Below are 24,862 nucleotides of genomic sequence, written 5' to 3' on the forward strand. Positions count from 1 at the left end.
TCGCTAGTGGCATCGAGTCGCTGCTTAGTTGTGAGCGTGCAGCGCTTCGTTCAGTTCGATGGCCGATTTGTGGGTTTTGCACTCCACGGCACCGGTCTCGGAGTTACGGCGGAACAGCAGGTCCGGCTGGCCGGCCAGCTCACGCGCCTTGACCACTTTAACCAGTTGGTTGCGCTCGTCGAGCAGCGCAACCTTGGTCCCGGCGGTGACGTACAGGCCCGATTCCACGGTGTTGCGGTCGCCCAGCGGGATACCGATACCGGCGTTGGCGCCGATCAGGCAGCCTTCGCCGACCTTGATCACGATGTTGCCGCCACCCGACAAGGTGCCCATGGTGGAGCAGCCGCCGCCGAGGTCCGAGCCTTTGCCGACAAATACGCCTGCCGAGACACGGCCTTCGATCATGCCCGGGCCTTCGGTGCCGCCGTTGAAGTTGACGAAACCTTCGTGCATCACGGTGGTGCCTTCGCCCACGTAGGCGCCCAGGCGGATACGCGCCGCGTCAGCGATACGCACGCCGCTTGGTACGACGTAATCGGTCATTTTCGGGAACTTGTCCACCGAGAACACTTCCAGCAGCTCGCCACGCAGGCGCGCTTCCAGTTGGCGTTCGGCCAGCTCATTGATGTCGATCGCGCCCTGGCTGGTCCAGGCCACGTTCGGCAACTGCGGGAATACACCGGCCAGGCTCAGGCCGTGGGGCTTGACCAGGCGATGGGACAGCAGGTGCAGCTTGAGGTAGGCCTCAGGCGTGGAGGTCAGTGCGGCGTCTTCGGCCAGCAGGGTGGCGACCAGCGGGGTATGGCTTTCAGCCAGGCGGTTCAGCAGGGCCGCTTGGGTCGCGTCGACGCCTTTGAGTGCGTCCGCCAGTTGCAGGGCTTGGGCGACGGTGAACGTGATCGCCTGGTTGCCTTCGCTGTAACCTAGGATCGGCGCGATGGCTGCGACGATTTCTGCCGACGGGTGGAGCAAGGGTTGTGCGTAAAACACTTCCAGCCAAGCACCTTGGCGGTTCTGAGTGCCGACGCCGAAGCCCAGGCTGAACAGGGAATTGGACATGCTGTTACCTCTACAAAAATGGAATGGCTGGCCTACTTGAGGGCCGCCGAATAAGTGTCTGGCTTGAAGCCAATCAGGGTTCTGTCACCGAGATCAAGCACTGGGCGCTTGATCATCGACGGTTGTGCGAGCATCAATTCAATGGCTTTCGACTGATCGAGATCGGCTTTGCGTTCGTCTTCGAGTTTGCGAAAGGTGGTGCCCGCACGGTTCAAAACCACCTGCCAACCGTGCTCGTTGCACCATTGGGTCAAGTGTTCGCGGTCGATACCGGCCGTTTTGTAGTCGTGGAACGCATAGCTCACGCCGTGCTCGTCGAGCCAGGTGCGCGCTTTTTTCATGGTGTCGCAGGCTTTGATGCCGTAAAGCTGCAAGTGCTTGATTTTATTGGGCATAAATCATTCCCCAAAACCTCCCCAATACATCCCTAAAACTCAGCCGTCGATTATGCCACGTCGATCCACTCTGCGCCTCGGCTGTCGCGGTACAGGTCGGTCATGCTCGCTGAGCGGTGACCCAGCAGTTTCTGGGCATCACGGCCTTCGAGTTCGTGAAGGCGTGCAGCCAGGGACCGCTGTTCGTGAAAAGACGGCGGCTGACGGCCAAAAGTTATTCCCAGTTTGGCACCAGCCTTATCCCTCGCCTCAGCAAATGCGGAGCTCAAGGTATCCAGCACCAGCGGCTGGCCAGCTTTCGCACGGCCAGACGCCTGGGCATGGTGCACCAGGTGTTGTGACAAAACGCGGTCGCGGCATTGCTTAATCACGGCAGCCAGGTCAAGCCCGACCGAATCGAGGCGCAGCGACGTGCTGATGCGTATCCTGGCGCCGGTCTTCGACTGCACGACATGCAGGAACCCGTCGTGTACGTCCTTGAACAGCATCGAGGCGATATCGTCCCGGCGCTGGCCCGTCAGCACGGCCAACTCCATTGCCCTGCGAAGCCACGGTTTCGTGGCCTCCTCATAGATTGCCTTCCACAGCTCCAGCGTCAGCCGTTCGCGCTTGATGTTCACCCGCGCCGCCTTGGTCACTTCGACCGGGTTGGCGTCTGCCCACCCCCGCGCCTGAGCCTCGGCGAATACGTCTCGCAACAGCGAACGCATTGCCCTGGCCATCTGCGCCTTTCCCTCTTTGGCCATGCCCGTCAGGTAATCGGCCACATCCATAGTTGTGATGTCTTTAATTCCCTTCGATCCGAATACCGCCGCCAGTCGGTTTATCCGCATGCCCACGTTTTTGTTGCTGCTGGCTGACAACTTCCGCTCGGCGAACAGCTCGCGGTATTCGTCCAGCCATTCCGAGAACAATTTGCCAGGCGCTGGCGCCGGCGTGCTGATGCGCTCTGCAAGCGTTGGCTTGATGGCGTCTGCGTGGTTGGCGGCGACGGCCTCACGGATCGCCGCCTCCTTGTCCTTGCCAAGGCCGAACACGCGACCACTGATTGGGTCGCGGTAGGTGTAATAAGTGACGCCGTTGCGGGCGTCGGTCTTGCGGTAGAGATTGGGCGGAAGATCCTTTGACCCTGTGTTACGCGGCCTGGGCGCCATTGCGTGCTCTCTCTATTCTGCTGATCAGGCTGCCGCCGACAATCCTTACGGGCTGCTGATCAGGTTCTTGGTAGTGGGCGTCAGACTCTACATAGTAGTTGCGCCCGTGCTTGACCGGAATCGGCGCTATCCGGCCTTCCCGCGCCCATTTTCGTAGGGTGTTGGGGCTGGGCGGGGTTTTGAATTCGGCCGCCGCCCATTCGTCCAGGGTCACTTTGCTCATTTTTCCCTCCCGCCGCCCGCTGTGGGCCGCGCTGTCTTGATGATGTGGATGACCAGGCCGAAGGTGATCAGCATCCAGGCACAGGTGCCGGCGAATGCGCTGAGTACCGCCTCGGTAGTGCCGGTGCTGAGCAGGTCAGGGCCGAGCCAGATAAACCAGTAGCCGGTGCCGGCCAGGTACAGCAAAGCGCCCAGCAGGATCAGGGTGAGTTTCATAGCGAACATGGGGTGTCCTTGCCGCGCTGGGCGGCAGAAGGTGGTTTATCGAGTGGCCTTGGCGATTACTGCTTCGGCATGAGCAAGGGCTGCATGGTACTTGTCGAGCCTGGCGGCGCCGAGTCTCGCCAGGCCGACCAAGTTGGATAGGCTTTCGAGCAGCTCTTCCTGCATCGCACGCTCCTCCCGGCCGATATCCCAGAAGCGCTGCCCCCAGTGATCCGCCGGCGGCGCGTTGGTGTTCTGGGCGCCCATGGCCAGGGCCCCGATAATCGTGTCGCACAGGTCGCGCTTGTAGGCGTTGTCGCCGTCGATGCTGGCGCCCATCCTGCGAAGGTTGTTCAACGTTGCATCGAAGTCCTCGCGGGTCATATTGATCACGTTCTTGCTCAGTGCGGTGATTTCAGCTTTCGCAGCGTTGAGCCGGTTCAGGTCGGCTTGCCAGCCGCTGCGCAGGTACTTTGCGTCTTCCGCATTCTGCTCGGCGAGGGTTTTCCAGTGCTCGACCGGAGCCCACGGACTGACGATCACAATGCAATTCGCCATCGGCACCAGTTCGTTCTGCTTGGCAGCCAGTGTGTCGGCTTCCTCTTTGCTGGCGGCCGCGTACAGATCGTCGGGGCCCTGGGCGTGGACGACATACAGCACTTCAGTTTCTTCGGACATGGGAATACCTCGCCCGCCGCTCACCGGCAGGCATGTAGGGGGATTGGGGTTAGGGCTTTGCTTTCGAAGCCAGCTCGCAGTCGGCGGCGAGCTTCAGCAGGTTGCGGGTGGTCGGCCTGAAGCCTTCAGTGTTTGGGTAGCGCGCAAGGTCGTGACCATGCGGGTACTCGGCGAAAGAGCCATGCCACATCCAGTTCGATTTCCAGTCAGCCCATACGGTGTAAGCTTCCTGGCCGTCGCCCCAATAGTCCGTGCCTCCACCCACAGACAGCACATTGCTTACCCGTGTGCTTTGTTCGTAGGCCAGTTCGGATGGCTCATCCTTGTCGATCCATGAGTTCCGGTAGTAAAGGGATGGGTGCAGGTGAACAAGGCTTTTGCTCAGCTTCTTCTCGATGCGGGCTTTCATGGCCTCGGCCCCTTGTAGATGAAGGCGTAGGCGAACCAGAGCGTGGCGATCATGGTGTCACCTTGATATCGACATCGTCGTGAATCCATTCGATATCTAGCAGGTCATCGTCGTCAATCTGCATTTCCCGATGGTCATTGCTTGTCAGCAGCTCCTGCACTTCATCGTCATCGACGCTCTCAATGACCTTTCGGAAGTTCACGACTGCTTTGCCGGTGAGCACGACTGTTCTTTTCATGGGCGAGTTCGTCCTTGCCGCTATAGCGGCTGACTTTGAAGGGGGAGGGGTTACTGCTGTTTGGCGAAGAGGTTTGTTTCGGTCAGGGCCTTGCGTAGCTCGGCGCGCCACCAAACTTTACTTCCGTGAGGCCCTGGCTCGCCAAACCAGTAGCCATCCAGGTTCTCGGCGCCTTCAAGGAACTTGAGGATCTGCGCAAGGCGTTCAGGCATCACCACCGCTACCGGCGCGGGCTGCTCGGCCATGGCCGACATTTCACCGATAGCCAGGGTCGCAATCTCAAAGGGCTTTTCGTACATAGCTGAGGCCTTGACCACCTCATTGAGGGCGTCCAAGGCGCAGGCAAGCTGCGCCTCCAGCTCACGAACCCGCTTCGTGCGCCGGGAAACAGCAGCACTGAGATCATCAATGGTTTGATCTGCCGTGTTCAGGCTCAACTGCAGGCCATCACGCTCCCGGACCGCGATCTCGTGCTTGCCGCGCCAGTGCAGCACTGCGTCCAGTTCTTCGGCGGCGGTCACCTTCAGCGCCGGAGTGGTAGCTGGCACTGGAGTCCGCGCCTTGCCCGCGCCGGATCGCCCGGGACAATCAGGTGCGTGGCGCTCAGGCTCGGCGGAGAAACCTGCAGGGCAGTTACAAAAACAGAATCGGCTCATACAGCCTCCCTCGTTACCAGATCATGGGTATTCACAGACGTCATGCCGGCCTGCCGTTCCTGGCGCAGCGCCTGCTGGACCGCGTGAATAATTCGCTCTAGATAGGCGTAGTCTGGGTTTGGCTCGGTGGCATCGTTGGTCAGGTGCCACCACTCATCACCGAACAGCTTCGTCATCAGCTCGCTGTGAGCGCCGTGGAGATGATCAATTGATGGTGAGTCGCGCAGATCCTCCGCCTCATCGAACCGTTCACGCGCCTCGCCCGGGCCGTAACAAAATTGGCGTCGCTCTTTCAGGACAAGGCGCTGCGCTTCACTTGCAAGCGCATCACCACTGAACTGGCGCGGGTTCATTGCCTGATCGAAGTAGCCGATGATGTAGCCGGTATTCAGCTCGCAGAAGAACTGCCCGATGCTCAGGCCATCCCACATGCCGCCCCAGTAGGCCGTCCAGCTCTTGCCCCAGCAGCTCACGGTGATCTTGCCCTTGCATGGCGCCAGGTCCTCGAGGAAGACGGTGATCGGGTCCAGCCGTGGCGCGCCGGTGATGAACAGCTTTGTGACTGTCGAGCGCTCCACCTGCAGTGGCGCGGCGATTTGGTTTTCTGTAGGCATGGGGAGTCCTTGCCGGGCCATGCCCGGGGTGTGGTGCTACGATGGCCCCTTCCTATAAATTGGCTGGACCATGACCAAGCACGATATTTACGATGAGATCGAAGGCTTTCAGGTTTGGAACTACATGGAATGCGACAAGGACGATGAGGGTCGGGAGACCTGGCGTATCAACGTCGAGATAAAGCGTGGTGGTGAGGTGGTGGTGCCTGTTGTTGCGGGTGACCGAACCTATGTCGACCGTGGCCTGGCGCAGGTCTCTGGGCGTGAGGTTGGGACCAGGCTGATTGCTGGGGCAGACCTATAGGTTTTCTGTGGGCATAGGGAGTTCAGGCGAGTACGGAAAGCGCGAGGGTATCCTCGCCACCGCGCGCGATGCCGGCGTGCAGTTCAACCTTGCTTCCAGCGAGCATCCCGGCGATTTGGGCGTTCAGATCTAACTCCACACCCTTACTTTTCCGTGACTCTCTAATGTCTTGGGTGGCGAGATATTCGCTGATCAATGCCTTGTCCTGTGCCTGAATCGCGACGACGTCTTGGCCGGTGCCGGGGCGGGCGAGCGGATCATCGTCGCCTTGAGGCACAAGGGCTTTCAGCTTCGACTGGACCTCCCAAACCCACGCCAATGCGAAGTGATCGCCTGCGGTTTCTGCTGAATACTGACTGCGATGCACCCCAGATCTGACGGAGGAGCAATACGCCTTACGCGCCTGGGCGAGCTTGGTGTGCAGCGCCTCATACGCGTATAGGGCGATGTTCTGGGCGGGAGAGACGCCGACGAATGTCGCGCATTCAATGATTTGGCCTTTCGAGCAACTCCACTTCTGGCGCCGCAGGGTCGTGCAGTTGAATGCGTCTGCTACAGCGATGCTCAGTTGCTGATCCCACGCTGGTCGACGCTTGGCGCGGAACAGGGCTGACTCAACTTCACCTACGTCGCTCAACTTCACATCCATTTCGGTCAGCCGGTACTCGCGCATCAATGCCTGTGCCTGCCGAAGTGCCGTTGCAGCTTCGTTCTCGTTGGCGCTCTGCGCCAGTGCCAGGCAGTGCTTGATCTTGCGGATCGCACGTTCGAGCTTCTTTTCGTCAATCTGTTGTGCGGACATAGGGGATCCTGTGCCGGGATGCTCCCGGTCGGTGGTGGATATTCTGGGATCAGCTAAAGTGGAGCGATATGCCAATTAAGTCGCCGAGGGAAATATGGGGTTTGAAGCAACGCAGAAGGGAAACCCGCATAAGTTGACGATCAATCAACATGTCTTTCCAAAGAAAAGTATTGATAGATTTTCAGATGAAAATGGCCTGGTTCAGCTGTGTCGGAAGGATGGTGCGAAAGTCATCCGGGTAAGCTCCACAAACAGTCTGTTTTGCGCCAAGCGCGTATGGGATCAAGGTACTGAAGCTGGCATAGGTAAAGGCATTGAGGATCGGTTCCAGGCTTTGGCTGAATCCATCTTGTCTGGCGCTTCTAAGGTTATTGGATGTTTTGAGAAAATCGTCGTTGAAGACTTCTTTTCGCTATGGAGAACCAGGCGAAAACTCAGAGCAGAAGGGCTTGATGACGTTGAAATACAGGGGCGTCATGGTGATTTTCTAACTAAGGATGAGCAGGAGATCCTTGAGGAAAAACACGTGATGTTTTTTAGAGATGGAGTTATGCCTGGGCGCTTCGCAGCGCGCATACATGTATTCGGCTACATGAACACTTTCCGCCACGATAACCGGGATATGCAGTGGGGGATTGTGCGTGCAGGAGAAGGAGAGTTCATCGTTCCTGATTGTTTCCAAGACATGATGATTGTTCCCGTTTCCCCCAATTTGATGATTATTGCTGACCAACCGAACTCAACTCTCACTCGCAACGAAGTCGCTGTTATCAATCAGGCCGCTATTGCACGCTCGACCGATTACTACTTTGCGAGAAGCCTACCTTCTTGCCCTGTGCTACTGGATAGCCCGCCAAGGATACAACGGTTGTTTTCGAAATAGTGCTAATGGTTTCTGTAGGCCCAGAAGTGCTTCTGGGCTTTCCTCGGGATAAAAAGAGAGGCGCCCCTGGCGCCCTCAGTCCAATGGTTTATGTTATTTCGGATCGAACGCGCCCAGCGACAATACTGCAGCCTCGCCAATATTGCGTTGAAGTACTGCCTTGAACTCCTGGGCGATGTCTTCGCGTTGGACCTCTTCGCCAACCCAACGCAGTTTCAGTACCGGCTGGGAGCCGCTGGTGATGACCGAGAGGCGCAGGGTGATCTGTTGTTCGGTCAGGCCTTCGAACGGGACCGTCCGAAATTGCAGGGATACCGGCAGGGTCTCCTTGCTGCGCGCTTCGATCTGATCCATTGCGCTGCGGCTGGCGCTGGTTTCACCTACCGTGGTTTCTGATTCGCTCGACGCCTTGATGGTGATGGTGCGCACTGCAGCAATGGCTTTGGCCACAGGGATGGGGTTACCGGCTTCGTCGACCGGGGTGAGGTACTGGTGCCAGTCTTCGATCCAATCGCTCAAATCCTTCTGACTGATACCGCGCCCACCGATTGCCTGGGCGGCGGTGTAGCCGGCTGTTGCCTTCAGGCGAAGGATGGCGCGGTCGTCGGCGTGGCCAGGTACTGCGGCAGTGCCGAGGTTGAACAGCAGGCCGCAGCTCATTTCGTCCTGATTGATGAAGCCGCGGGCGCCAGGCGCTGCGCGTTCAACGACGTAAGCGCCGAAATCAGCCAGTGAGTGGGTGCTGTATGTGCCACGGAAGCGGCTGCGGCCAGCCTGGAAGCGCTCAAGATCGATGACCTTTGCGCTTTCCGGCAACACCACGGTAGGGATCAGCGTTTCCAGCTTTTTGCCGGTGGCTTCCAGCGCGGTATCGGTGATGAGCTGAATTGCATCTTTGGTAAGTGACATCGGTTATTTCCTTGGGTTGCGGAAGGGAGGGTGAGGTGGGGTTGATCAGGTACGGGGCTTGATTGGCGCTTCTTCGCGGGTGAAGAGCTGATCGTGCTTTTCAGCGAAGAGGGTGATCCTTCCGCCGGAGCCAACGTGCATCGGCGTGTCCAGGCTGGTGTTCTCGCTGCGGGTACCGCGCTTGGTCGGCACCTTGTAGTCGAGCTTGTGCTTGATCTTCACCTGGCTGGATTCGCCGATCTGACTGAAGTCCAGGGTAATGACCAGCTTGCCGGCCTTACCGTGGTCAACAACACCGGCGGCTACTTCGGAAAGGGCGTGGCCGATCTGGCTGGCGAAGGCGCCGCCGTTGAGCTCCTCGAGGAACTCGGCGGTATCTGTTGCTGTGGACATGGCTGTTTCTCCGGGATGGCCTGCAGGCCGCTGGGTGGTAGGTTTAATTGCGACTGGCGAAGGCGCTGGCGCACCTGGTTGTTGATGCGCTTCATGGGGTGTCGGCGAACTTGAAGCCGTTCTCCTGGGCGATCAGCGTTATGCGCTTGATGTGCATGCCCAGGCTCTTTGCTGCCTCGCTGGCTACTACGCCCTTGGCCGCTTCGGCGCGCACCGACGGTGCCAGCTTGTCGCGCTGGGCACGCAGGCGTTCGTGGTGGGCGGTGGTGCCATTGAAAGGGCCGCCAGCGCTGGCGCCGCTCGGGATGGCCTGTACCGTCTTGCCCGCGCCGTAGAACGCATCAATCTGGCGGTTGAGGTCGGCGATCACCGCGTCTTTCGGGTTGGCCATCGGCACGCCAATCATTACTGCGCACCGTAGTAGGCGAACACCACCAGCATTGCGGAGAAGCCAAGCGTCCAGCGCAGCATGCGGAATCCGAAACGCTTCGACGTTGCCTTCGCCGCTTCGAAGAAGTCGGCGTTGCGCTCGAGCTGATCAGCGTACTGGCACGCGCCGTCGTGGCCGGTGCGTTCGCCGCGGGAAACGCCGGTGGAGCGCTCGACAACATCGAACAGGTTCTTGCCGAGCGGCACCACGTTGAAACGGGGCGTCTTCACTGGTTCTTCGCGACCGATCATCTGGTACATCTCCGAAGTGGAAAGCGAAACACGTTCCCGCAGGGCCTGCAGAACGGCTTGGCTTTGTTGGATGGCTGGGTTCATGCCGACTCCTTGGTTGTGGTTGCGTTTATTCGTCAGCAGCCTGACCGCCTGCTTCGTGCCGGTGGGCCCAGGGGAGGGTGCTGACGAATAAAGGCGAGCCGTAAAAAAGCCCGGTAGGGACCGGGCTTTTCGTTGCGTTACATAGACCTCCCTATGTCACGCAGGGGTGGCGGTCGAGCGCCTGGGTTTGAAGTTCACATGGCTGCCAATCCTCCGTTCTGGGTGGGTTGAAATGCAGGTGGCCGGCGCGCGCCGGGTGTTCGTCCGCATCCCGCTGCCCACTCAGTGAATGGGCAGAAGGTTGAGTCAGGGCTTTTTGATCAGTGGCCAGATCAGCAGCAGGATGAGCACTGCGAGAAAGCCGTCGGCGCACATGCTGATGATCCGAGAGACCGAATCGATCAACACCACGCCAAAGAGCAAGGCCACGATGAGGAATGCCCGCAGGTTGTTCACCATCTCCTTGAACAGCGGCATTTACAGGTAATCTTTCAGGTTGAGGTTCATGATCTTGGCGGCCTTCTCCAGCACGACCATCTCGGCTGGCTCGATCTCGCCGTCCGCCTCGGCCACGGTCAGCATAAAGTTCAGGACGGTGGCCGCGTCGTCGACGCTATGGGCCAGGTCCTTCAGTTCCTTTTCGGCGTTCTGACGGATGATGCGAGGGCCGCCATCATTGAAGTCAGCCTTGGCCCGGTCGATGGTGTTGCTCAGCTCGGCGCCGAACCCTTTCAGGGCCGCCGAGTTGTTGATCAGCTTCTCGATCTTTTCGAGTTCTTCCTTTTCGATATCGCCATCGGCAGAAGCGACGTAGAACACGCCATAAACCGAAGCCTGCATCAGATCGCGATTAGTCATCACGGCCAGGGCCTGACGCGCTTCGCCGGATTTCTTGCCGAACAATTTGCCTAACATGGTTATTCCTCTGGGTTGGGTGACATCCCGCTGCACCCTGTCGCCAAGGTGCAGCAGCGATGCGTTTCCAATAGGGTGGCCGGCGGCCAGCTCACCACTGCCCAGGTGACGGGCTTTGCGCTAGGCTGAGCGCTCTCACACAACACAGCCTGCAAAGGAGGGCGCTGCACAATGCACAGCTATAAATTGAAGTTCGAAGCAAATGAGGGAGACATGGCTCCGAAGAGTTACGAGTCCGTGAATCTGGTGGAGCAGGGGGATGTGATTGAGCTGGACAACGGCAACTGGCACTTCGTTATGGACATTCGAAATCTGAAGACAGGTATTCAGCTAGTTCTTGCTGGATCTGGGCAGAACGCTCAGCAGGCAGAAGATCTAGGAAGGCAACTACTAGACGACTGAGGACTATCGTTGCGTACTTGGCGCAGCTGTCCCTGTCCAAGTCAGTGCTCGGGTGCATTAGTGCAAGTCTTGTACTGAGGCCGATTTGACCTTGAAATGCTACTGATACAAACGCCGCTTCGATACGGCTCTTGAATTCTGGTTGGCTTATAGCGGGGTAGGCGTGTGTGCTTGGCTCACTGTTGAGCTTGAAGATGTCAGGGTGGATTTCGTGCAGCGCCTTCACGGCGCTGGCCCGCTCGGCCGGCACCAGAATCAGACCCATATCGAAAAGCTCTTTCAGGTATTCCGCGTCGCCCCTTCCAATGAGCACGCATCGTTTGGACGCAGGGTCGATTGCTGCAACTGAATCTTGGGTCATGTGCCTTTCCTCTTGATCATCCCAAAGCACCCTCGCAAGAAGGTGCTTCAGTGATGCTGTCCGTCCTATTGCCGCCGGAAGGGGCGGGGCGCATTGCTTGCCGGGTCATTCGTGCCTACTGGGCATACACGGTTCTGGCGTTTCGCCATCGAGCAGCCGTCCAGGTTGTTCCTGTCGTTGGCAGGCTTTCGGGCCTGTCTGCTCGCCGGTCGCCGGTAGAGGCAATGCGGTCTGTTGTTTGTTGCGCTGACTGTTAAAGAGCGGTTCAGGCCGTGAGGCCCTGGCGAGTCCCTGCTGGATGACTCGATGGGGTGAACATTAGGCATTCCTTCTTTTACAGTCAATAGGTATACCTAATTATTTTTCGTTGGGCATGAAAAACCCGCTCAGTGGCGGGTCGCGGATTCAGGTCGGGAAGGGCAGATACAAGAAGCCCGGCGCTGGACCGGGCTTTTTGGTTCGGGGTGAAAATCAGCTCAGCGAGCGAGCCAGACCAAATGCGATTGCACCGATACCGCCAGATAGAACGATAGCGGTACCGATGAACCACTTGATCATCGAGCCTTCGACCCGGGTAATTTCGGTGCGGAAGTTAGCAACGGCAAGATTAGTGCTGCTGGTTTCTTCGATAATGTTGGCTTTGGTAGCCAGGTTCGGGAACACATGCTTATCGAATGAACCTAGGGTCGTTTCAATGCGTGCAAGCGCCTCCCGTATTTCGGGGATAGATTTTTCAAGGGTCGCTACACGCGCTTCCATTTGATGCCCTCCTGGAGGTTCTTCCCCGCCAGTATTGCCGGTGTCTGAGCTTCTGTCACCTTTCCTTACCGGAACGATGTGTCCCTTGGAGTCCAAAACCGCATTCAATCTACTCATTCTCCGATTTCCGTGAATCGAATTGCTCGACCATTTTAGATAGGGTCTTCGCTAGTGATCGAGCTGTCTCGATAGGCATTGTCACAGCGCCAACATCCAGACGGAACAATTCAGCCTCTCCTGTTTCGATCTCGGCGGGCCTTTCTGCATAGTTCACAATTTTGGATGTTTTAACGAGAAGGGAGGTTCTACCAAACGTTACATGTACCGCATCCTGCTCGTTCCAGCTGATAGCGAAAGCATCGAACTGATCAACCTGCTCATCCATATAGCTTCCCGCTTGAACGTGCGGGATTATCGTCGTGTTTGTGGGCTGACTCACATCCATCTCCATGCGCTGTGCGCTCAATCGAAATTCTAAAATGCTTCCAACATGACTACTCAGGCTTGGCTCGCGCAATCCTCCCCGCCTTCACCTCATCCGCATAACCCACTAACCTATCGGCTTCCTCATAGAGCGTGCCCACCAAACCCATCAGGGCTATGGCATCGGCATCACTGAGCTTTTCCGCCAGCTTTCCCAGGTCGATACAGGACTGCTCAAGGTTGAAGGCGATGGCCTTGAGGTCGCGGCGTAGCTGCTGGTTTGGCTTGGTGAGGGGCATGGGGGGGGCTCCTATAGCTTTCGAGCGTTCCAAACCAAAAGAACGCGAGCCTGGATGTGAACTCTAGGAAGCATGTCACTCTCAATCATTATTGCCGGATACACGGGATTGTCTGAAATCATGCGCAAAGAGCCGCCAGTCAGGCGCTGTAGCCTTTTAATGAAAAGCTCTCCATCCAACGTGAAGACATAGATCGCATCGGTGCGAATCTCGGTGATGCCGCGATCTACCAGCAAGGCGTCGCCGTCGCGGAACGTGCCCTCCATGCTGTCACCGTCGCCATCGATGATGGCCAAGTTCTCTAGCTTGGAATATGACAAGCCCTGCGTCTTCAGCCAGTCGAGATGAACCGTGATATCTCTGATGACCTCAATGTGGTCTGGCGGCACCCTTCCCGGGCCCATTGACCCGGCCACGTCCAACTGAGGGATCGTGATGAAGCTGGAATCTTGCGATTTTCGGCGAGACTCAATCGGCACGACATTGCTCTCCTTGCTTGCAGGCTGCGCTCCACCATCCGTCCTCTTATGCATCGGGCCCTTTCCAGTAGCCAGCCACATCGGCATCACCTTCAGATAGTCGGCGGCGATCAAAAGATTCTGCCCCTCAATCGTCTTGGTTTTCCCTGAAATCCAGTCGTTCACGGACGGCGCGCGAATGCCGCAAGCGCGCGCCAGAGCGGCCTGCGTAACCTTTGGCGGGCCAGCCATAGCCAGTTTTAACCGTTCTTGAAGTGTCCTCATTAGGTGAGCCTAACACTGGGCATCTAAGGTATTCCTATTGACCTAAATAAAAGGCATGCCTAATATCCGTGCCTATGCGAATAGCCGGAGAAATCAGGCATGAACCCAAATGAAATTATCGACGCTCTCGGTGGCACTTTCCGTGTCGCTGAGCTGTGTGAAGTTCGGCCTCCATCGGTAAGCGATTGGAGGAAATACGGAATCCCGAGGGCTCGGATGATGTTTCTGCGCATTGCCAGGCCGGATGTTTTCAAGGAGCTGGACGCCAAAGGCGCGAAGAAAACAGCCGCCTAACATCCCTGTCCGCCATCGCATTGACTAAATGATCGCCCCTGAACCGTCGGGGCACCACTGAAACAGATTTGAGGTTTTACGAATGGAAGATTTCTTGAGGGCTTGCCACACCACCATCAAGGAAAGCGGGGCAGAGGAGCTGGCAGGAAAAATGTGCATGGCTCACGTGAGCCTTCTGCAGCGCTCAAACCCGGACAACGCGGCGCACCACCTAACGATCGAGCATCTGTTTGGCGTGCTGCTCCACACACAAGACATGCGCCCGCTGGTGGCGCTCGCTGACCAATTCGGTTTTGACCTCGTGGCTCGTGAAAAGCCTAAAGCCAAACCGCTGATGACCGCGCTGGGCCTATTGTCCGCGGAATGCGGTGATGTTGGTCGATTGATTTTCGATGCCACGGCGGACAACCACATCAGCCAGCACGAAAAAGCCCAGGGCGATAAAGCAATCCTTGAGGCGATAGACGCTCTGCAAGTTTTGCGCGAATCGCTAAAGGCAGCCTGATCTTCAGGCCAATTCATACAGTGCATAGGAAGGGAATAGAGATGATTTCCGCCATCGTTCGATTTTTTAAGCCGAAAGGGTCCAGGTTTTCGTTCCTGGACCCGTCGGTAGAGAGAGTGCTTCCAGTGGTTAAAGATTGGAACTCGAAGCCGCAAGCTCAGCGTAGCAATCCTGGTGCATCGCCCAGTTGTGCACCGGATCAAATTCCTCCTTTGTCAGCTTCATCTCGATCAGCTCTTCATGAAGTAGGAGAAGTAGATCAACAAGGTTCAGGTCTTTTACCTGCGAAGGGTGCCAGTGATGCTTGTTGAGCAAGTACAGGCGCCCGGCCTCGACCGGCTTAAGTTCCAGCCACGGGCTGGCGTACTTCGCCACCAAACGCTCGCAGAAGCATTGCAGTTTGTAGATGCCAAACGCCGCACGCGAGAGCTTCGAGTCATGACTCTCGATGGTTCGAGGAAGCTTTCGGATCGCCTCGTCCTGATCGTCGACGCACTTGTGCCACAAAATTTCGTAGTTGATTTCCTTCGCTTTCATTTGTCCGGCCTCCGAGGCCTTTTCGTGTGGAAGCAAAAAGCTACCACGGATGCGCCGGACACCCATAACGCCTGAATCGCAGGCATAAAAAAACCGCCTGGCAGGGCGGTTCAGTACAACTTTTTTGCGAGGTCGATAATGATCAAAAACACCCCAGCAGTCAATAGTTCAGGCGATGTCGCGACACTTTCCAGCGAGTCCGAAAAGGTGTCGCGACACGCAGTCTCAGATCAATCTGCTGCGATGAATGCCGCCCTCGTGATTGGCGGTCAGTACTCGCTCGCGTCAAAAACCAAATACCGCCGGGAATGCCTCAATCACTTGAAGGCGTCCCTGGCCCCTGCCCAGGAAGTTTCCGCATGAGCACCATCATCATGAGCCTGTGCTGGCCGTTGCAAGGCATGAGCGGCCCGCAGAAGGCTGTTCTGATATCGCTGGCTGACAACGCAAACGACGAGGGTGTTTGCTGGCCTTCTATTGCTCGTATCGCTGAGCGCACTTGCTTGGGTGAGCGCACTGTTCAGTCGGCAATCAAGTGGCTGGGAACATCGGGGATTCTGTCGTTTCGCGAACGCATGGGGCGCTCGACTATGTACACCCTGACCCCCGCAGCATACGCACCCCCGCAGGAGGTGCGCCCCGCATCTGATGCACCACCACCCCCGCAGGAGAAGCACACCCCCCCCGCAGCAGCCGCACCCAGAACCGTAATAGAACCATCAAGTGAACCATCACCTTCTCGTGCTGCTCAGGATTCGTCGAAAGCCTCGAAGCCGAAATGCCCGACTCAGGCCATCGTCGACTTGTTCAACGAAACGCTTCCTGGACTTCCTCAGGTCGTGATGATCACCAAGGACCGTGTAGCCAAGATCAATGCCCGGTGGAACGAGAGTGTGGTTCACCAGGATCTCGATTTCTGGGCTGACTTCTTCAAGTTGGTCGCGGCGAGCCCATTCCTGATGGGCCAGACAGAAGGGCGAAACGGTAAACCTTTCCGCGCCGTGTTCGATTGGCTCATCTCGCCGGGCAACTTTGTGAAGGTCATCGAGGGTAATTTCAATGCGTGATCCATACAGCCTTGAGGCCGAACACGGCGTGCTTGGAGCAATGTTCCTGCGCCCGGAACTGATCGACTTGCTCAGTGCCGACCTCGCGGTCGAGGATTTTTACTACGAGGACAACGCCGCAATCTATCGCGGAATTTTGGACTTGCACGGTGCCGGCCAGCCGGTCGATATCGTGACTATCGGCGCTCGAATCGGTGACCTGCCTTGCGGCTCCCCCGCCTTCGCTTACGCCGCCGAGATCGCGCGCAACACCCCCAGCGTTGCGAATGCTGCCTCCTACGCAGGCACCGTCCGCGAGCGAAGCCTGGATAGATCGCTGATTGAATTGAGTGTTCGGATCAACGATATCGCTTACGGCGACCAGCCCACGGCGGACAAGGTCGCAGCGGTGCAGGCCGAAGCTCAGGCCGTCGACAGCCAGTCGGCTACGTCCGAGGTGATCAAGGCCGAGGACATCCTCGACGATTACATCGAGGTGCTGCAGGCCAGAGCTGATCGGGGGGAGGGTATCGACGGCTTGTCCACCGGCATTGCCGACTTGGACGAGAAGCTCCAAGGGTTGAAGCCCGGCCAGTTGATCATCATCGCGGGCCGTCCAGCCATGGGGAAAACTACGTTGGCCATGAACATCGCCTCCAATGCCGCTATTCGCGAGGGCAAGAGCGTGATGGCGTTCAGTCTTGAAATGGATAACACCGGCCTGATGGATCGCTTCATGGCATCCGAAGGGCGAGTACCGCTCCAGTTGATCAAGAACGGTAAAGCCCCGCACGAATACGGTGCCGAGTTGATGAGCGCTGCCGCGAAACTCAAACATTCCAACCTGTACCTGTCGGACCGCGCATCGATGTCGATGAACCGGATGCGCGCTGCTGCGCGTCGTCACAAGCGCCGATACGGCCTGGATCTGATGGTTATCGACTATCTGCAGTTGGTCGACTCCGACTCACGCACGTTCAGTCGAGAGCAGGAAGTGAGTCACATGACCCGAACCGCGAAGCTCATGGCTCGTGAACTGGGCATCCCGGTGATCCTGCTCAGTCAGCTTTCCCGTAAATGCGAAGAGCGCCCTAACAAGCGCCCGCTGTGTTCTGACCTGCGCGAATCCGGCGCCATTGAGCAGGACGCGGACATCATCCTTTTCGTGTATCGCGACGAGGTTTATCACGAGCACTCGGAAGCGAAGGGTATTGCCGAAATCATCATTGGCAAGGGCAGAGACATCGCCGGCGGCACCGTTCGCGCTGCCTTCCTCGGGCAGTACAGCCGATTCGAACAACTGGCTTCGGGATGGGTTGAACCGTCCAAACCAGCAAAAGTCACCAGCATGGCTGACCGCTACAAAACAAAGGAAAATTTCTGATGGCTGAGCCTCGCCTTGCCGTTCCTGCACCCACCGAGTACCGCTATGCGGTGTTTTGCTGTTCTTCCAAGCTGGACCTTGGAAGTGCACCAGATCATGCCTTAGCGCTGTTTTTTGATAAGGCCATGGCGATTCGATACGGCGGATGGATGTGGCCGTCGACGTTTGAGGTGATCGACCTTCTTGACCCGGAGGAGGGCGCGTTTTGAGTACCCAAATCAAAACCCTGACGGTGAAGCTGTCGGATGCCGAGATCGCCCGCAATGCCAAACTTGAGCATGTGCGTGATCTGCGCGATGCCAGTCACCCGGCGCTGCACTTTCGTTTCGCGAAGAACCGTGCGCGCGGTTCCTGGTACTTGCTCAACAAGCGCCAGTGGCACCGTATTGGCGCCTTTCCTGACCTGAACACCAAGCAGGTGGTCGCGGCGTTGCCGGCGGTGCGCTTGCGCGTGGCGGCGGACGGCGCGGCCAGCGTGTCGGGCTGGTTGACCGTGGGCGAGCTACTTGATTGGTTCGGTGACCGCATGGCTAAGTCCCGCGCGCTTTCCGACAAGCGCCGCTCAGCCATCAAGTCCGCCGTCGGCTGCCAACTCAAACCGCGCCTGGACGATCTGCTGCTTCGGGATGTGAGTGCACAGAGCCTGGACAAGCTGCTTATGTGGCCCGCCCAGGCTGAGCTGTCGCTGTCGTATGTGCAGCAGTTGTACCGGCTGCTCGCCATGGCCTTTCGTCAGGCGCGCAAGCTCGATCTGATACCCATCAACCCCATGGCCGAGCTGAAGTTCAGCAACTTCACATCGGCGCGAATCCAGCCCAAGCCCGCCCGACTGCGCGATGTGCAGGTGCCCGAGTTGGTGGCGCTGCTGGCCGAGCGTTTCGAGCGTGCGCCGGGGGACGCGATGCTGGCCTTGATGATGCTGTGCCACGGCACTCGCATCGGTGAAACCCGCCAGTCGCGCTGGGCGGATATCACGCTGCCGGAGCGCGAGTGGTTCCTGCCGGCCGAACACACCAAGACCAAGACCGAGCTGCGGGTGCCGCTGACCGACCAAGTCGTCGCACTGCTGCGCCGCTACCGTGACCGCCAGACCGCCCAAGGCTATGCAGGTGGCTTCCTGTTCCCGTCAGGCCGTGGCAAGCCGCTGAGCGACAACCAGGCGAGCGCAGTCTTCACGCGGTTGGGGCAGGGCGCCTGGACCAGTCACGACCTACGCAAGGTGGCGCGTACCGCCTGGACTGACCTCGGTGTCGACGGCCACATCGGCGAGATGTTGCTGAACCACTCCCTGGGCAAGATCGCTTCCACGTACATCAACACCCAGGCCAAAGAGCAGCGCCGCCTGGCCTTGGTGAAGTGGCACAACTGGTTAGATACGCGCGGCTTCAAGGCGATTCACGCGCAGACAGGCGTTAGATATGAAGATTCGCAAAACCTCGTAGACGCCTTGAACGGCGGGGTCTGCGAGCCAGAACCACAATTTGTTAAGGGCGAGGTTTAAAAATGATGAAAAAGAGCAGTGGCCCCGCCTTTGTGCGTTGCCTGATACCGATGACCGAGTGCCCTTCCTGCTGTGGTGCCGGCTTGGTCCAGGGTGTGTTCCATCAGCTCGAATGCATCGGCTGCCACTCTTCTGGTTTCGTCCATGCCGAAACGCTTGAGCCTCTTCTGATGCACGACCTGGTTATCCAGTTGGGCATGCTGGCTCGCCGTAGCCGCAACCAGAAGAGTCGCGCTCCAGCAATAGGCGGCGCCCAGGACCAATACAACCAGAACAACCGCCGTGGCCCAGGTGCCACCAACTTCACAGGGGATTGAGCCATGGCCTTCACACCGAGCTTTAAAGAACGCACCGCCGAGGATCTGTTGGAGCATTGGGGCCGCTGGGTTGTCCTGGGCTCCGGTGTGTCGTGCTGCGCCTCCCGCGAGAACACCATCCTGTCGCCGATGATCACTGACGACGACGCGCTTATGATCGATGGCTTGATGGGCCGCCTGCTTAAGCGGTACCCCGAATGCGGCCAGGTGCTGATGAAGTACTACACCACCCGCGACAGCTCGTTGATGGAAGTCGGAAAGAAGATGGGCTTCGGCGAAGAGAAGACGCGCGGGCTGTGGAAGGCCGGCATTGCCTGGATTGATGGGGCTTTAGATATTCGTCGTCAGGCTGCTTGACAGGCCCGGGGACGATATATAGATTTAAGTTACTTTGCGGTTTTTCCGCGAGCAAAGCCCGACCCTAGAGTTGGGCTTTTTGCTTTCTACACTTCCTTGAGCCTCGGCATTTGCCGGGGCTTTTTCGTTTTCGGCTCCACCACACCCATCGCTCCGAGCTGGGAGTGCTGCTGGAGCCGGATCTATTCGCTCCCCGAAAGGGAGGAACCTGAGATGCCGAACATGCCAGACAAGCCAGACACCTGGGCGATTGTGCTTGCGTGGTTGAGCCAGCATGCGCCGATCCTGTACCCGGCCGGCCTGTCCTTCGCCATGGCCGTGTTGCGCATCACCTATGGTGGTGGCTCGCGCCGCCAGATGCTGGTCGAGGGCGTGCTGTGTGGTGGGCTGACCCTGACCATCATCAGCGGCCTGGAGTTCTTCGGGCTGCCCCAGAGCATGGCTACCTTCGTCGGTGGCTGGGTCGGCTTCCTCGGTGTTGAGAAGATCCGGTCGATAGCTGACCGGGTGACTGACTTCAAGCTGCCAAACAGGACGCCTTGATCATGCCACTCAGGCCAAAGAAACCTTGTAACGCTCAGGGCTGCAACGTGCTTACCCGAAACCCGCGCTACTGCGATGCCCACAAGGACATCGGAAAGAGCGCCGAGGCCAAGCGCCGTGAGCAACAGCGTGAGACCAGCGCTCAGCGTGGGTACAGCTACAAGTGGCAGCAGGCTCGCAAGGCGTACCTGACCAAGCATCCTCTCTGTGCTGAGTGCGAGCGTCAGGGCTTGGTGGTCGCGGCCACTGACCTTGACCACGTCGTTCCTCACAAGGGTGACAAGGCCGTGTTCTGGGACAGTTCGAACTGGCAAGCCCTGTGCCATCCCTGCCACAGCAGGAAGACGGCGTCCGAGGACGGCGGTTGGGGCAATCCATCGATAAATCGTGCGAATTGACCGATTCGAGTGCCGTAATGAGGTTGAATCTCAATACGGGAGGGGGAGGGTGAAAAGTTCGGGCTTTTCGTGAGCTAGACCGTCCCCTTGGCCTTTCTCTTACACCCGCGAAATTAAAAATTCAGGAGTTGCGCGATGGGAGGCACCGCCACGGTCGCCGGCCGTGGTCGCAAACCCAAGCCGACGGCCCAGAAAAAACTTGCTGGGAACCCCGGAAAGCGGGCACTCAATAATGATGAGCCCCAGTTCACCGCCGTCACAAACATCGACCCGCCGGACTGGTTGAGCGAGCGCGCGGCCACCATGTGGAAGATGCTTATTCCTGAATTACTCCGGGAAAAAGTTGTCGCGCTTACCGATTTGCACAACGTTGAGGCGTTCTGTTCCGCCTATGACAAGTGGCGCATGTCCGAAGAGGCTGTCCAGAAATTCGGGATCGTCGTGGCGTCTGCCCAGGGCAGCCCCATGAAGAATCCCGCACTTACTGCGGCGAACGAATCGATGCGCCAATTGGTCACCTTCGGCTCACTGCTCGGCCTCGATCCGGCGAGCCGGACGCGGATCATCGGCGGCAACAAGCAAACCTCAACCAATGAGTTCGCTCAACTACTGAGTTCCTAATGACCAAAGCCCTGCACGCCAATGTCGACAAGGCAATGGCTTGGGGGCGCTCCGTTCTTCGTGGGAAGGTGCCGGCCTGCCGTTACATTCACCAGGCCGTGCAGCGCCACTTCGACGATGTGGCGGCCAGTCGCAAGCGTGGGTTTCGCTTCAAGTTTGACCCGGCCAAGGCCGAGAAGAAGCTGAAACTAATCCAACTGCTGCCCCATACAAAGGGCGAGTGGGCATTCAAGCGACAGCTCATTACCCTTGAGGGTTGGCAGTTGTTCGGCCTGGCAGTCACGTTCGGCTGGGTCAAGAAGAAGGGTGGACACCGCCGGTTCCGCGAAAGCTACTGGGAAGTGCCGCGCAAGAACGGCAAGTCCGTTGTCGCTGGCGGCGTAGGCATCAGCATGTTTGTGGCTGATGGTGAGTTCGGCGCCGAGGTGTACTCGGGCGCGACCACCGAGAAGCAAGCCTGGGAAGTATTCCGCCCGGCGAAGCTGATGGTCACCAAATCGCCAATGCTGGTGCAGGCCGCCGGCATCGAGGTGAACGCCTCGAACATGAACATCCCGTCCGACTTCAGCCGGTTCGAACCATTGATCGGCAACCCCGGCGACGGCGCTTCACCAAGCTGCGCCATCGTCGACGAATACCACGAACACCCAACGTCGGCGCAGTACGACACCATGCTCACAGGGATGGGCGCCCGGCGGCAGCCGCTGATGTTCATCATCACGACCGCAGGTTCAGACATCGAGGGGCCGTGTTACGACAAGCGCCGCCAGGTCATCGAGATGCTGGCCGGCACCGTCCCAGACGAAGAGTTGTTCGGCTGGATCTGGACGCTGGACGAGGGCGATGACTGGACCGATCCGAAGATGCTAGCCAAGGCCAACCCGAACCATGGCGTCTCCGTATTCCAGGAATATCTGGAAAGCCAGCAGGCTAGGGCTATCCGCTCGGCGCGCTTCGCCAACACCTTCAAAACGAAGCACCTAAACCTTTGGGTGAGCGCCAAGTCCGGCTTCTACAACATGGAAAGCTGGAAAGCGTGCGAGGACACCACGCTGACCTTGGAGCAGTTCGAGGGCCAAGAGTGGAACGCGGGCTTCGACCTCGCTCGCAAGCTCGACATGAACTCTAGGGCTCGACTGTTCTGGCGAATGATCGACGGAAAGATCCACTACTACAGCGTTGTACCGAAGTTCTGGGTTCCTTACGACACGGTATTCAATTCCGACAACAAGCGGATGTCCGAGCGGTTCCAGGCCTGGATTCACTCCGGGCACTTGGATGTAACTGATGGGGCAGAGGTCGATTACCGAGAGATCCTTGAGGATACGAAAGAGGCAAATCATCAGGCTCCTTTGCGGGAGTCGCCAATCGACCCATTTGGTGCCACTGGGTTGAGTCACGATCTGGATGATGAGGGTTTCAACCCAATTACCACCACCCAGAACTACACCAACATGTCGGACCCAATGAAAGAGCTGGAAGCCGCTATTGAGTCTGGTCGGTTCCATCACGACGGCAACCCGATCATGACCTGGTGCATCGGTAACGTCATTGGGAAAAACCTTCCAGGTAACGATGACGTGGTGCGCCCGATTAAGCAGGGCGACGACAACAAAATTGACGGGGCTGTGGCGTTGATCATGGCGATCGGTCGCGTTCTCGCGAACCTGCACCCAGACGACACCCTTTCTGACCATATCTCCAAGCACGGAATTCGAACCCTATGACCGACGAAATCAAGCCGCCAAAGCTGGAGGCTCTGAAAGAGGCTGCCCCCGATCTCGTCGGCATCCTTGGTTTGGCTTTGCTGACGCGCGGTCTTTGGGCGTGGATGGGTGAGCCGCTCGCGTTAACCGTCTGCGGAGCGCTGTTGATCACCTTGTCCGTGGTCTCGGTTGTGCGAGGTGGCCGCTGATGCTTCGCGCAATGCTTGGAAGGAAGGGCGGAAGCCCGGTCATTGATACGCCAGAGAAACTGGCCCAGGCATTGGGCGCAGGCTATGAAAGTAATGCCGGTCAGCGCGTAACGACCGCCAGCGCAATGCAGCAACTGGTTGTATTCAACTGCGTGCGGGTGCTGGCCGAGTCGATGGGGATGCTTCCTTGCCGGCTTCTGAAACAGGCTGGCAGGGTCCGATTGCCCGCCACGGCGCATCGGCTTTACCCGCTGATCACGATGGCGCCAAACAGCTACATGACCGCCCAGGAGTTCTGGGAGATGTTGGTCGCGTGCCTGTGTCTTCGTGGAAACTTCTACGCCTACAAGGTGAAGGCCCTGGGAAATGTGGTTGAGCTCCTACCGCTCAGCCCGGACATCGTCACCCCCAAGCTAAAGGACGATTGGACGGTTGAGTACACCGTCAATTTCAAATCGGGCACGCGAACGCTGACCCAAGATGAGATATGGCATGTGCGGTTGTTCACGCTGGATGGGCTCAACGGGCTAAACCCCATTGCCTACGCCCGTCAGGCGCTGGGCCTGGGCCAGGCGATGGATGCTCACGCCGCAAAACTGTTCACCAATGGCGCCGTAACCAGTGGTGTTCTGCGGACTGAACAGAAGCTTACCGACGAGGCATTCGGTCGGCTCAAGACTGAGTTCCAGGGCGAGCATATGGGGGTGGCCAACGCCTATAAGCCCATGATTTTGGAAATGGGGCTGGACTGGAAACCAATCAGCCTCAACGCCCAAGACACCCAGTTCATCGAATCCAAAAAACTGACCGAGTCCCAGATCTGCGGTTTGTTCCGAGTGCCTCCACATCTGGTGGCCAGCATGGAAAAGATGACACTCAACAACATCGAGCACATGGGCATGAGCTTCGTGAACTACTCACTGGTTCCGATCATGACCCGCATTGAACACCGTATCCAGGTAGGCCTGCTCAACGAGAAAGACCGCCTGACCCATTACGCCAAATTCAACGCCGGTGCCCTCATGCGGGGCGACCTGAAAGGGCGTTACGAGTCCTACGGAAAGGGCATCCAGTGGGGGATTTTGAGCCCCAATGACTGCCGCGAACTGGAAGACGAGAACCCGCGCGATGGCGGTGATATCTACCTCACCCCAATGAATATGACCACCAACCCAGAGGCTGCCGACGATGCAGACAAAACAGCGTCTTGACGTGCCGCTGACCATTAAGCAGGTCAGTGACAACGGCGAGTTCGAAGGCTACGGGTCCGTGTTCGGCGTCGTGGACAGTTACAGCGATGTTGTTGTGCGCGGCGCATTCACCTCAAGCCTGGCCAGATGGAAAGAGAAAGGCCGCCTGCCGGCGATGCTCTGGCAGCACCAAATGAGCGAGCCGATCGGTATCTACACCGAGATGCGCGAGGACGACGTGGGCCTCTACGTCAAAGGCCGGCTTCTGATTGAAGCTGATCCGCTGGCCAAGCGCGCGCACGGGCATATGAAGGCGGGAAGCCTTACCGGGCTATCCATCGGCTACATGCTCGAAGACGGCGGTTACGAATACGACAAGGAAAAGGGCATCTGGCTGCTGAAGGCTATCGACCTCTGGGAGGTCTCCCCGGTCACCTTCCCGGCCAACGACGAGGCCCGGATCACTGATGTGAAATCTCTGCTGGCCCGCGGCGAATCACCGCCGCCCAGCAAAGTGGAGCGAGCCCTTCGAGAGGTTGGGTTTTCTGGCTCCCAGGCCAAGGCCTTTATGGCCAAGGGCTACGGCGCAGTTTCACCGCGAGAGGCGGATGCCGGCGAAACGCTGCAACCATTTAAAAAACTTATTGACCGAATGTAAGGAGCCTCT

41 protein-coding genes are annotated in these 24,862 nt (G+C 58.2%); 18 read left to right on the plus strand and 23 right to left on the minus strand.

The genetic code is table 11. The features are described 5' to 3' along the window. Positions 1 to 24: 24 nt before the first annotated feature. The 10 genes from dapD to ACS5Q8_RS06475 form a co-directional block, all read right to left on the minus strand. Positions 25 to 1,059 (minus strand): 2,3,4,5-tetrahydropyridine-2,6-dicarboxylate N-succinyltransferase, encoded by a 1,035-nt coding sequence (gene dapD, locus ACS5Q8_RS06430; protein WP_247399528.1) that lies wholly within the window; start codon positions 1,057 to 1,059, stop codon positions 25 to 27. A 32-nt stretch (positions 1,060 to 1,091) separates the two neighbouring features. Next, entirely contained in the window at positions 1,092 to 1,454 is a 363-nt protein-coding gene (locus tag ACS5Q8_RS06435; protein WP_465159941.1) for an ArsC family reductase, read from the minus strand. 50 nt (positions 1,455 to 1,504) lie between these two features. Continuing rightward, on the minus strand, positions 1,505 to 2,608 hold the full coding sequence (locus tag ACS5Q8_RS06440) for a phage integrase Arm DNA-binding domain-containing protein (protein WP_465159942.1): 1,104 nt from the start codon (positions 2,606 to 2,608) through the stop codon (positions 1,505 to 1,507). Then, the gene (locus ACS5Q8_RS06445) at positions 2,589 to 2,831 is read right to left on the minus strand and encodes an excisionase (RefSeq protein WP_465159943.1); all 243 of its coding nucleotides are present in this window, start codon (positions 2,829 to 2,831) and stop codon (positions 2,589 to 2,591) included. Before ACS5Q8_RS06445 ends, ACS5Q8_RS06440 begins: the two co-directional genes overlap by 20 nt. Further along, positions 2,828 to 3,055: a hypothetical protein gene (locus tag ACS5Q8_RS06450; RefSeq protein ID WP_465159944.1), complete on the minus strand. Its 228-nt coding sequence runs from the start codon at positions 3,053 to 3,055 to the stop codon at positions 2,828 to 2,830. The genes ACS5Q8_RS06445 and ACS5Q8_RS06450 overlap by 4 nt, the downstream gene beginning before the upstream one ends. A 36-nt stretch (positions 3,056 to 3,091) precedes the next feature. After that, positions 3,092 to 3,712, minus strand: coding sequence for a hypothetical protein (locus ACS5Q8_RS06455; RefSeq protein ID WP_465159945.1), 621 nt, complete (start codon positions 3,710 to 3,712; stop codon positions 3,092 to 3,094). A gap of 49 nt (positions 3,713 to 3,761) precedes the next feature. Then, the gene (locus tag ACS5Q8_RS06460; protein WP_465159946.1) at positions 3,762 to 4,121 is read right to left on the minus strand and encodes a hypothetical protein; all 360 of its coding nucleotides are present in this window, start codon (positions 4,119 to 4,121) and stop codon (positions 3,762 to 3,764) included. Positions 4,122 to 4,170: 49 nt separating this feature from the next. Next, complete coding sequence (locus ACS5Q8_RS06465; RefSeq protein WP_247404917.1) at positions 4,171 to 4,359, minus strand: hypothetical protein; 189 nt, start codon at positions 4,357 to 4,359, stop codon at positions 4,171 to 4,173. 50 nt (positions 4,360 to 4,409) lie between these two features. Beyond that, positions 4,410 to 4,880, minus strand: coding sequence for a hypothetical protein (locus ACS5Q8_RS06470; RefSeq protein ID WP_465159947.1), 471 nt, complete (start codon positions 4,878 to 4,880; stop codon positions 4,410 to 4,412). Positions 4,881 to 5,011: 131 nt separating this feature from the next. Next, positions 5,012 to 5,629 (minus strand): phiTE_072 family protein, encoded by a 618-nt coding sequence (locus ACS5Q8_RS06475; protein WP_465159948.1) that lies wholly within the window; start codon positions 5,627 to 5,629, stop codon positions 5,012 to 5,014. A 70-nt stretch (positions 5,630 to 5,699) separates the two neighbouring features. On the opposite strand from ACS5Q8_RS06475, the gene ACS5Q8_RS06480 reads away from it, so the two are divergent. Next, the gene (locus ACS5Q8_RS06480; protein ID WP_465159949.1) at positions 5,700 to 5,933 is read left to right on the plus strand and encodes a hypothetical protein; all 234 of its coding nucleotides are present in this window, start codon (positions 5,700 to 5,702) and stop codon (positions 5,931 to 5,933) included. 22 nt (positions 5,934 to 5,955) lie between these two features. Here the strand turns inward: ACS5Q8_RS06480 and ACS5Q8_RS06485 are convergent, their stop codons facing one another. Then, complete coding sequence (locus tag ACS5Q8_RS06485) at positions 5,956 to 6,735, minus strand: DUF2786 domain-containing protein (RefSeq protein WP_465159950.1); 780 nt, start codon at positions 6,733 to 6,735, stop codon at positions 5,956 to 5,958. 94 nt (positions 6,736 to 6,829) lie between these two features. Between ACS5Q8_RS06485 and ACS5Q8_RS06490 the strand changes: the two genes are divergently transcribed. Further along, a complete protein-coding gene (locus ACS5Q8_RS06490; protein ID WP_465159951.1) occupies positions 6,830 to 7,618 on the plus strand; it encodes a hypothetical protein in 789 nt (262 codons plus the stop codon). A 93-nt stretch (positions 7,619 to 7,711) separates the two neighbouring features. On the opposite strand, the gene ACS5Q8_RS06495 is transcribed toward ACS5Q8_RS06490, so the two are convergent. The 11 genes from ACS5Q8_RS06495 to ACS5Q8_RS06545 form a co-directional block, all read right to left on the minus strand. Next, entirely contained in the window at positions 7,712 to 8,527 is an 816-nt protein-coding gene (locus ACS5Q8_RS06495) for a DUF2303 family protein (protein WP_465159952.1), read from the minus strand. Between the two features lie 45 nt (positions 8,528 to 8,572). Then, a complete protein-coding gene (locus tag ACS5Q8_RS06500; protein ID WP_465159953.1) occupies positions 8,573 to 8,920 on the minus strand; it encodes a YfdP family phage-associated protein in 348 nt (115 codons plus the stop codon). Between the two features lie 91 nt (positions 8,921 to 9,011). Then, positions 9,012 to 9,326, minus strand: a complete 315-nt coding sequence (locus ACS5Q8_RS06505; RefSeq protein ID WP_465159954.1) for a hypothetical protein — start codon at positions 9,324 to 9,326, stop codon at positions 9,012 to 9,014. Beyond that, a complete protein-coding gene (locus ACS5Q8_RS06510) occupies positions 9,326 to 9,685 on the minus strand; it encodes a hypothetical protein (protein WP_465159955.1) in 360 nt (119 codons plus the stop codon). Before ACS5Q8_RS06510 ends, ACS5Q8_RS06505 begins: the two co-directional genes overlap by 1 nt. 306 nt (positions 9,686 to 9,991) lie before the next feature. Further along, positions 9,992 to 10,162: a DUF3927 family protein gene (locus tag ACS5Q8_RS06515; protein ID WP_465159956.1), complete on the minus strand. Its 171-nt coding sequence runs from the start codon at positions 10,160 to 10,162 to the stop codon at positions 9,992 to 9,994. Next, a complete protein-coding gene (locus ACS5Q8_RS06520; RefSeq protein WP_102623449.1) occupies positions 10,163 to 10,600 on the minus strand; it encodes a tellurite resistance TerB family protein in 438 nt (145 codons plus the stop codon). It abuts the gene before it with no gap. 295 nt (positions 10,601 to 10,895) lie between these two features. Further along, positions 10,896 to 11,363, minus strand: a complete 468-nt coding sequence (locus ACS5Q8_RS06525) for a hypothetical protein (protein ID WP_465159957.1) — start codon at positions 11,361 to 11,363, stop codon at positions 10,896 to 10,898. 471 nt (positions 11,364 to 11,834) lie between these two features. Beyond that, a complete protein-coding gene (locus ACS5Q8_RS06530) occupies positions 11,835 to 12,122 on the minus strand; it encodes a hypothetical protein (protein WP_465159958.1) in 288 nt (95 codons plus the stop codon). A gap of 109 nt (positions 12,123 to 12,231) precedes the next feature. Next, positions 12,232 to 12,507, minus strand: a complete 276-nt coding sequence (locus tag ACS5Q8_RS06535; RefSeq protein ID WP_465159959.1) for a hypothetical protein — start codon at positions 12,505 to 12,507, stop codon at positions 12,232 to 12,234. A 109-nt stretch (positions 12,508 to 12,616) separates the two neighbouring features. Further along, a complete protein-coding gene (locus tag ACS5Q8_RS06540; RefSeq protein ID WP_465159960.1) occupies positions 12,617 to 12,844 on the minus strand; it encodes a BAR domain-containing protein in 228 nt (75 codons plus the stop codon). 11 nt (positions 12,845 to 12,855) lie between these two features. Further along, positions 12,856 to 13,587 (minus strand): S24 family peptidase, encoded by a 732-nt coding sequence (locus ACS5Q8_RS06545; RefSeq protein ID WP_465159961.1) that lies wholly within the window; start codon positions 13,585 to 13,587, stop codon positions 12,856 to 12,858. Positions 13,588 to 13,686: 99 nt separating this feature from the next. On the opposite strand from ACS5Q8_RS06545, the gene ACS5Q8_RS06550 reads away from it, so the two are divergent. Beyond that, positions 13,687 to 13,881, plus strand: a complete 195-nt coding sequence (locus ACS5Q8_RS06550) for a helix-turn-helix domain-containing protein (protein WP_465159962.1) — start codon at positions 13,687 to 13,689, stop codon at positions 13,879 to 13,881. Positions 13,882 to 13,963: 82 nt separating this feature from the next. Continuing rightward, a complete protein-coding gene (locus tag ACS5Q8_RS06555) occupies positions 13,964 to 14,386 on the plus strand; it encodes a phage regulatory CII family protein (protein ID WP_102617999.1) in 423 nt (140 codons plus the stop codon). A gap of 129 nt (positions 14,387 to 14,515) precedes the next feature. On the opposite strand, the gene ACS5Q8_RS06560 is transcribed toward ACS5Q8_RS06555, so the two are convergent. Next, positions 14,516 to 14,923 carry a hypothetical protein gene (locus tag ACS5Q8_RS06560; RefSeq protein WP_465159963.1) on the minus strand — a complete coding sequence of 136 codons (408 nt, stop codon included), beginning with the start codon at positions 14,921 to 14,923 and terminating at the stop codon, positions 14,516 to 14,518. Between the two features lie 138 nt (positions 14,924 to 15,061). Between ACS5Q8_RS06560 and ACS5Q8_RS06565 the strand changes: the two genes are divergently transcribed. The 14 genes from ACS5Q8_RS06565 (at position 15,062) to ACS5Q8_RS06630 (ending at position 24,853) form a co-directional block, all read left to right on the plus strand. Then, entirely contained in the window at positions 15,062 to 15,286 is a 225-nt protein-coding gene (locus tag ACS5Q8_RS06565) for a hypothetical protein (protein WP_465159964.1), read from the plus strand. Then, on the plus strand, positions 15,283 to 15,990 hold the full coding sequence (locus tag ACS5Q8_RS06570; protein WP_465159965.1) for a helix-turn-helix domain-containing protein: 708 nt from the start codon (positions 15,283 to 15,285) through the stop codon (positions 15,988 to 15,990). The genes ACS5Q8_RS06565 and ACS5Q8_RS06570 overlap by 4 nt, the downstream gene beginning before the upstream one ends. Continuing rightward, positions 15,983 to 17,353, plus strand: a complete 1,371-nt coding sequence (gene dnaB / locus ACS5Q8_RS06575) for a replicative DNA helicase (RefSeq protein ID WP_465159966.1) — start codon at positions 15,983 to 15,985, stop codon at positions 17,351 to 17,353. Before ACS5Q8_RS06570 ends, dnaB begins: the two co-directional genes overlap by 8 nt. After that, positions 17,353 to 17,562, plus strand: coding sequence for a hypothetical protein (locus ACS5Q8_RS06580; protein ID WP_465159967.1), 210 nt, complete (start codon positions 17,353 to 17,355; stop codon positions 17,560 to 17,562). Before dnaB ends, ACS5Q8_RS06580 begins: the two co-directional genes overlap by 1 nt. Continuing rightward, entirely contained in the window at positions 17,559 to 18,854 is a 1,296-nt protein-coding gene (locus tag ACS5Q8_RS06585; RefSeq protein ID WP_465159968.1) for a tyrosine-type recombinase/integrase, read from the plus strand. Before ACS5Q8_RS06580 ends, ACS5Q8_RS06585 begins: the two co-directional genes overlap by 4 nt. A gap of 5 nt (positions 18,855 to 18,859) precedes the next feature. Next, positions 18,860 to 19,171 (plus strand): hypothetical protein, encoded by a 312-nt coding sequence (locus ACS5Q8_RS06590; protein ID WP_465159969.1) that lies wholly within the window; start codon positions 18,860 to 18,862, stop codon positions 19,169 to 19,171. Between the two features lie 3 nt (positions 19,172 to 19,174). Beyond that, a complete protein-coding gene (locus ACS5Q8_RS06595; protein ID WP_065870011.1) occupies positions 19,175 to 19,528 on the plus strand; it encodes an antiterminator Q family protein in 354 nt (117 codons plus the stop codon). A 213-nt stretch (positions 19,529 to 19,741) separates the two neighbouring features. After that, positions 19,742 to 20,071, plus strand: a complete 330-nt coding sequence (locus tag ACS5Q8_RS06600; protein ID WP_046485542.1) for a phage holin, lambda family — start codon at positions 19,742 to 19,744, stop codon at positions 20,069 to 20,071. A 2-nt stretch (positions 20,072 to 20,073) separates the two neighbouring features. Then, positions 20,074 to 20,469, plus strand: coding sequence for an HNH endonuclease (locus tag ACS5Q8_RS06605; protein ID WP_489990329.1), 396 nt, complete (start codon positions 20,074 to 20,076; stop codon positions 20,467 to 20,469). 135 nt (positions 20,470 to 20,604) lie between these two features. Continuing rightward, positions 20,605 to 21,090 carry a phage terminase small subunit P27 family gene (locus ACS5Q8_RS06610; protein ID WP_465159971.1) on the plus strand — a complete coding sequence of 162 codons (486 nt, stop codon included), beginning with the start codon at positions 20,605 to 20,607 and terminating at the stop codon, positions 21,088 to 21,090. Continuing rightward, positions 21,090 to 22,817 carry a terminase large subunit gene (locus ACS5Q8_RS06615; RefSeq protein WP_465159972.1) on the plus strand — a complete coding sequence of 576 codons (1,728 nt, stop codon included), beginning with the start codon at positions 21,090 to 21,092 and terminating at the stop codon, positions 22,815 to 22,817. Before ACS5Q8_RS06610 ends, ACS5Q8_RS06615 begins: the two co-directional genes overlap by 1 nt. Continuing rightward, on the plus strand, positions 22,814 to 23,005 hold the full coding sequence (locus tag ACS5Q8_RS06620) for a hypothetical protein (protein ID WP_465159973.1): 192 nt from the start codon (positions 22,814 to 22,816) through the stop codon (positions 23,003 to 23,005). The genes ACS5Q8_RS06615 and ACS5Q8_RS06620 overlap by 4 nt, the downstream gene beginning before the upstream one ends. Continuing rightward, entirely contained in the window at positions 23,005 to 24,216 is a 1,212-nt protein-coding gene (locus tag ACS5Q8_RS06625) for a phage portal protein (protein ID WP_465159974.1), read from the plus strand. Before ACS5Q8_RS06620 ends, ACS5Q8_RS06625 begins: the two co-directional genes overlap by 1 nt. After that, positions 24,194 to 24,853: an HK97 family phage prohead protease gene (locus ACS5Q8_RS06630; RefSeq protein ID WP_465159975.1), complete on the plus strand. Its 660-nt coding sequence runs from the start codon at positions 24,194 to 24,196 to the stop codon at positions 24,851 to 24,853. The genes ACS5Q8_RS06625 and ACS5Q8_RS06630 overlap by 23 nt, the downstream gene beginning before the upstream one ends. Positions 24,854 to 24,862: the final 9 nt, after the last annotated feature.

The sequence above is a fragment of the Pseudomonas sp. PAMC25584 genome, assembly GCF_058135675.1.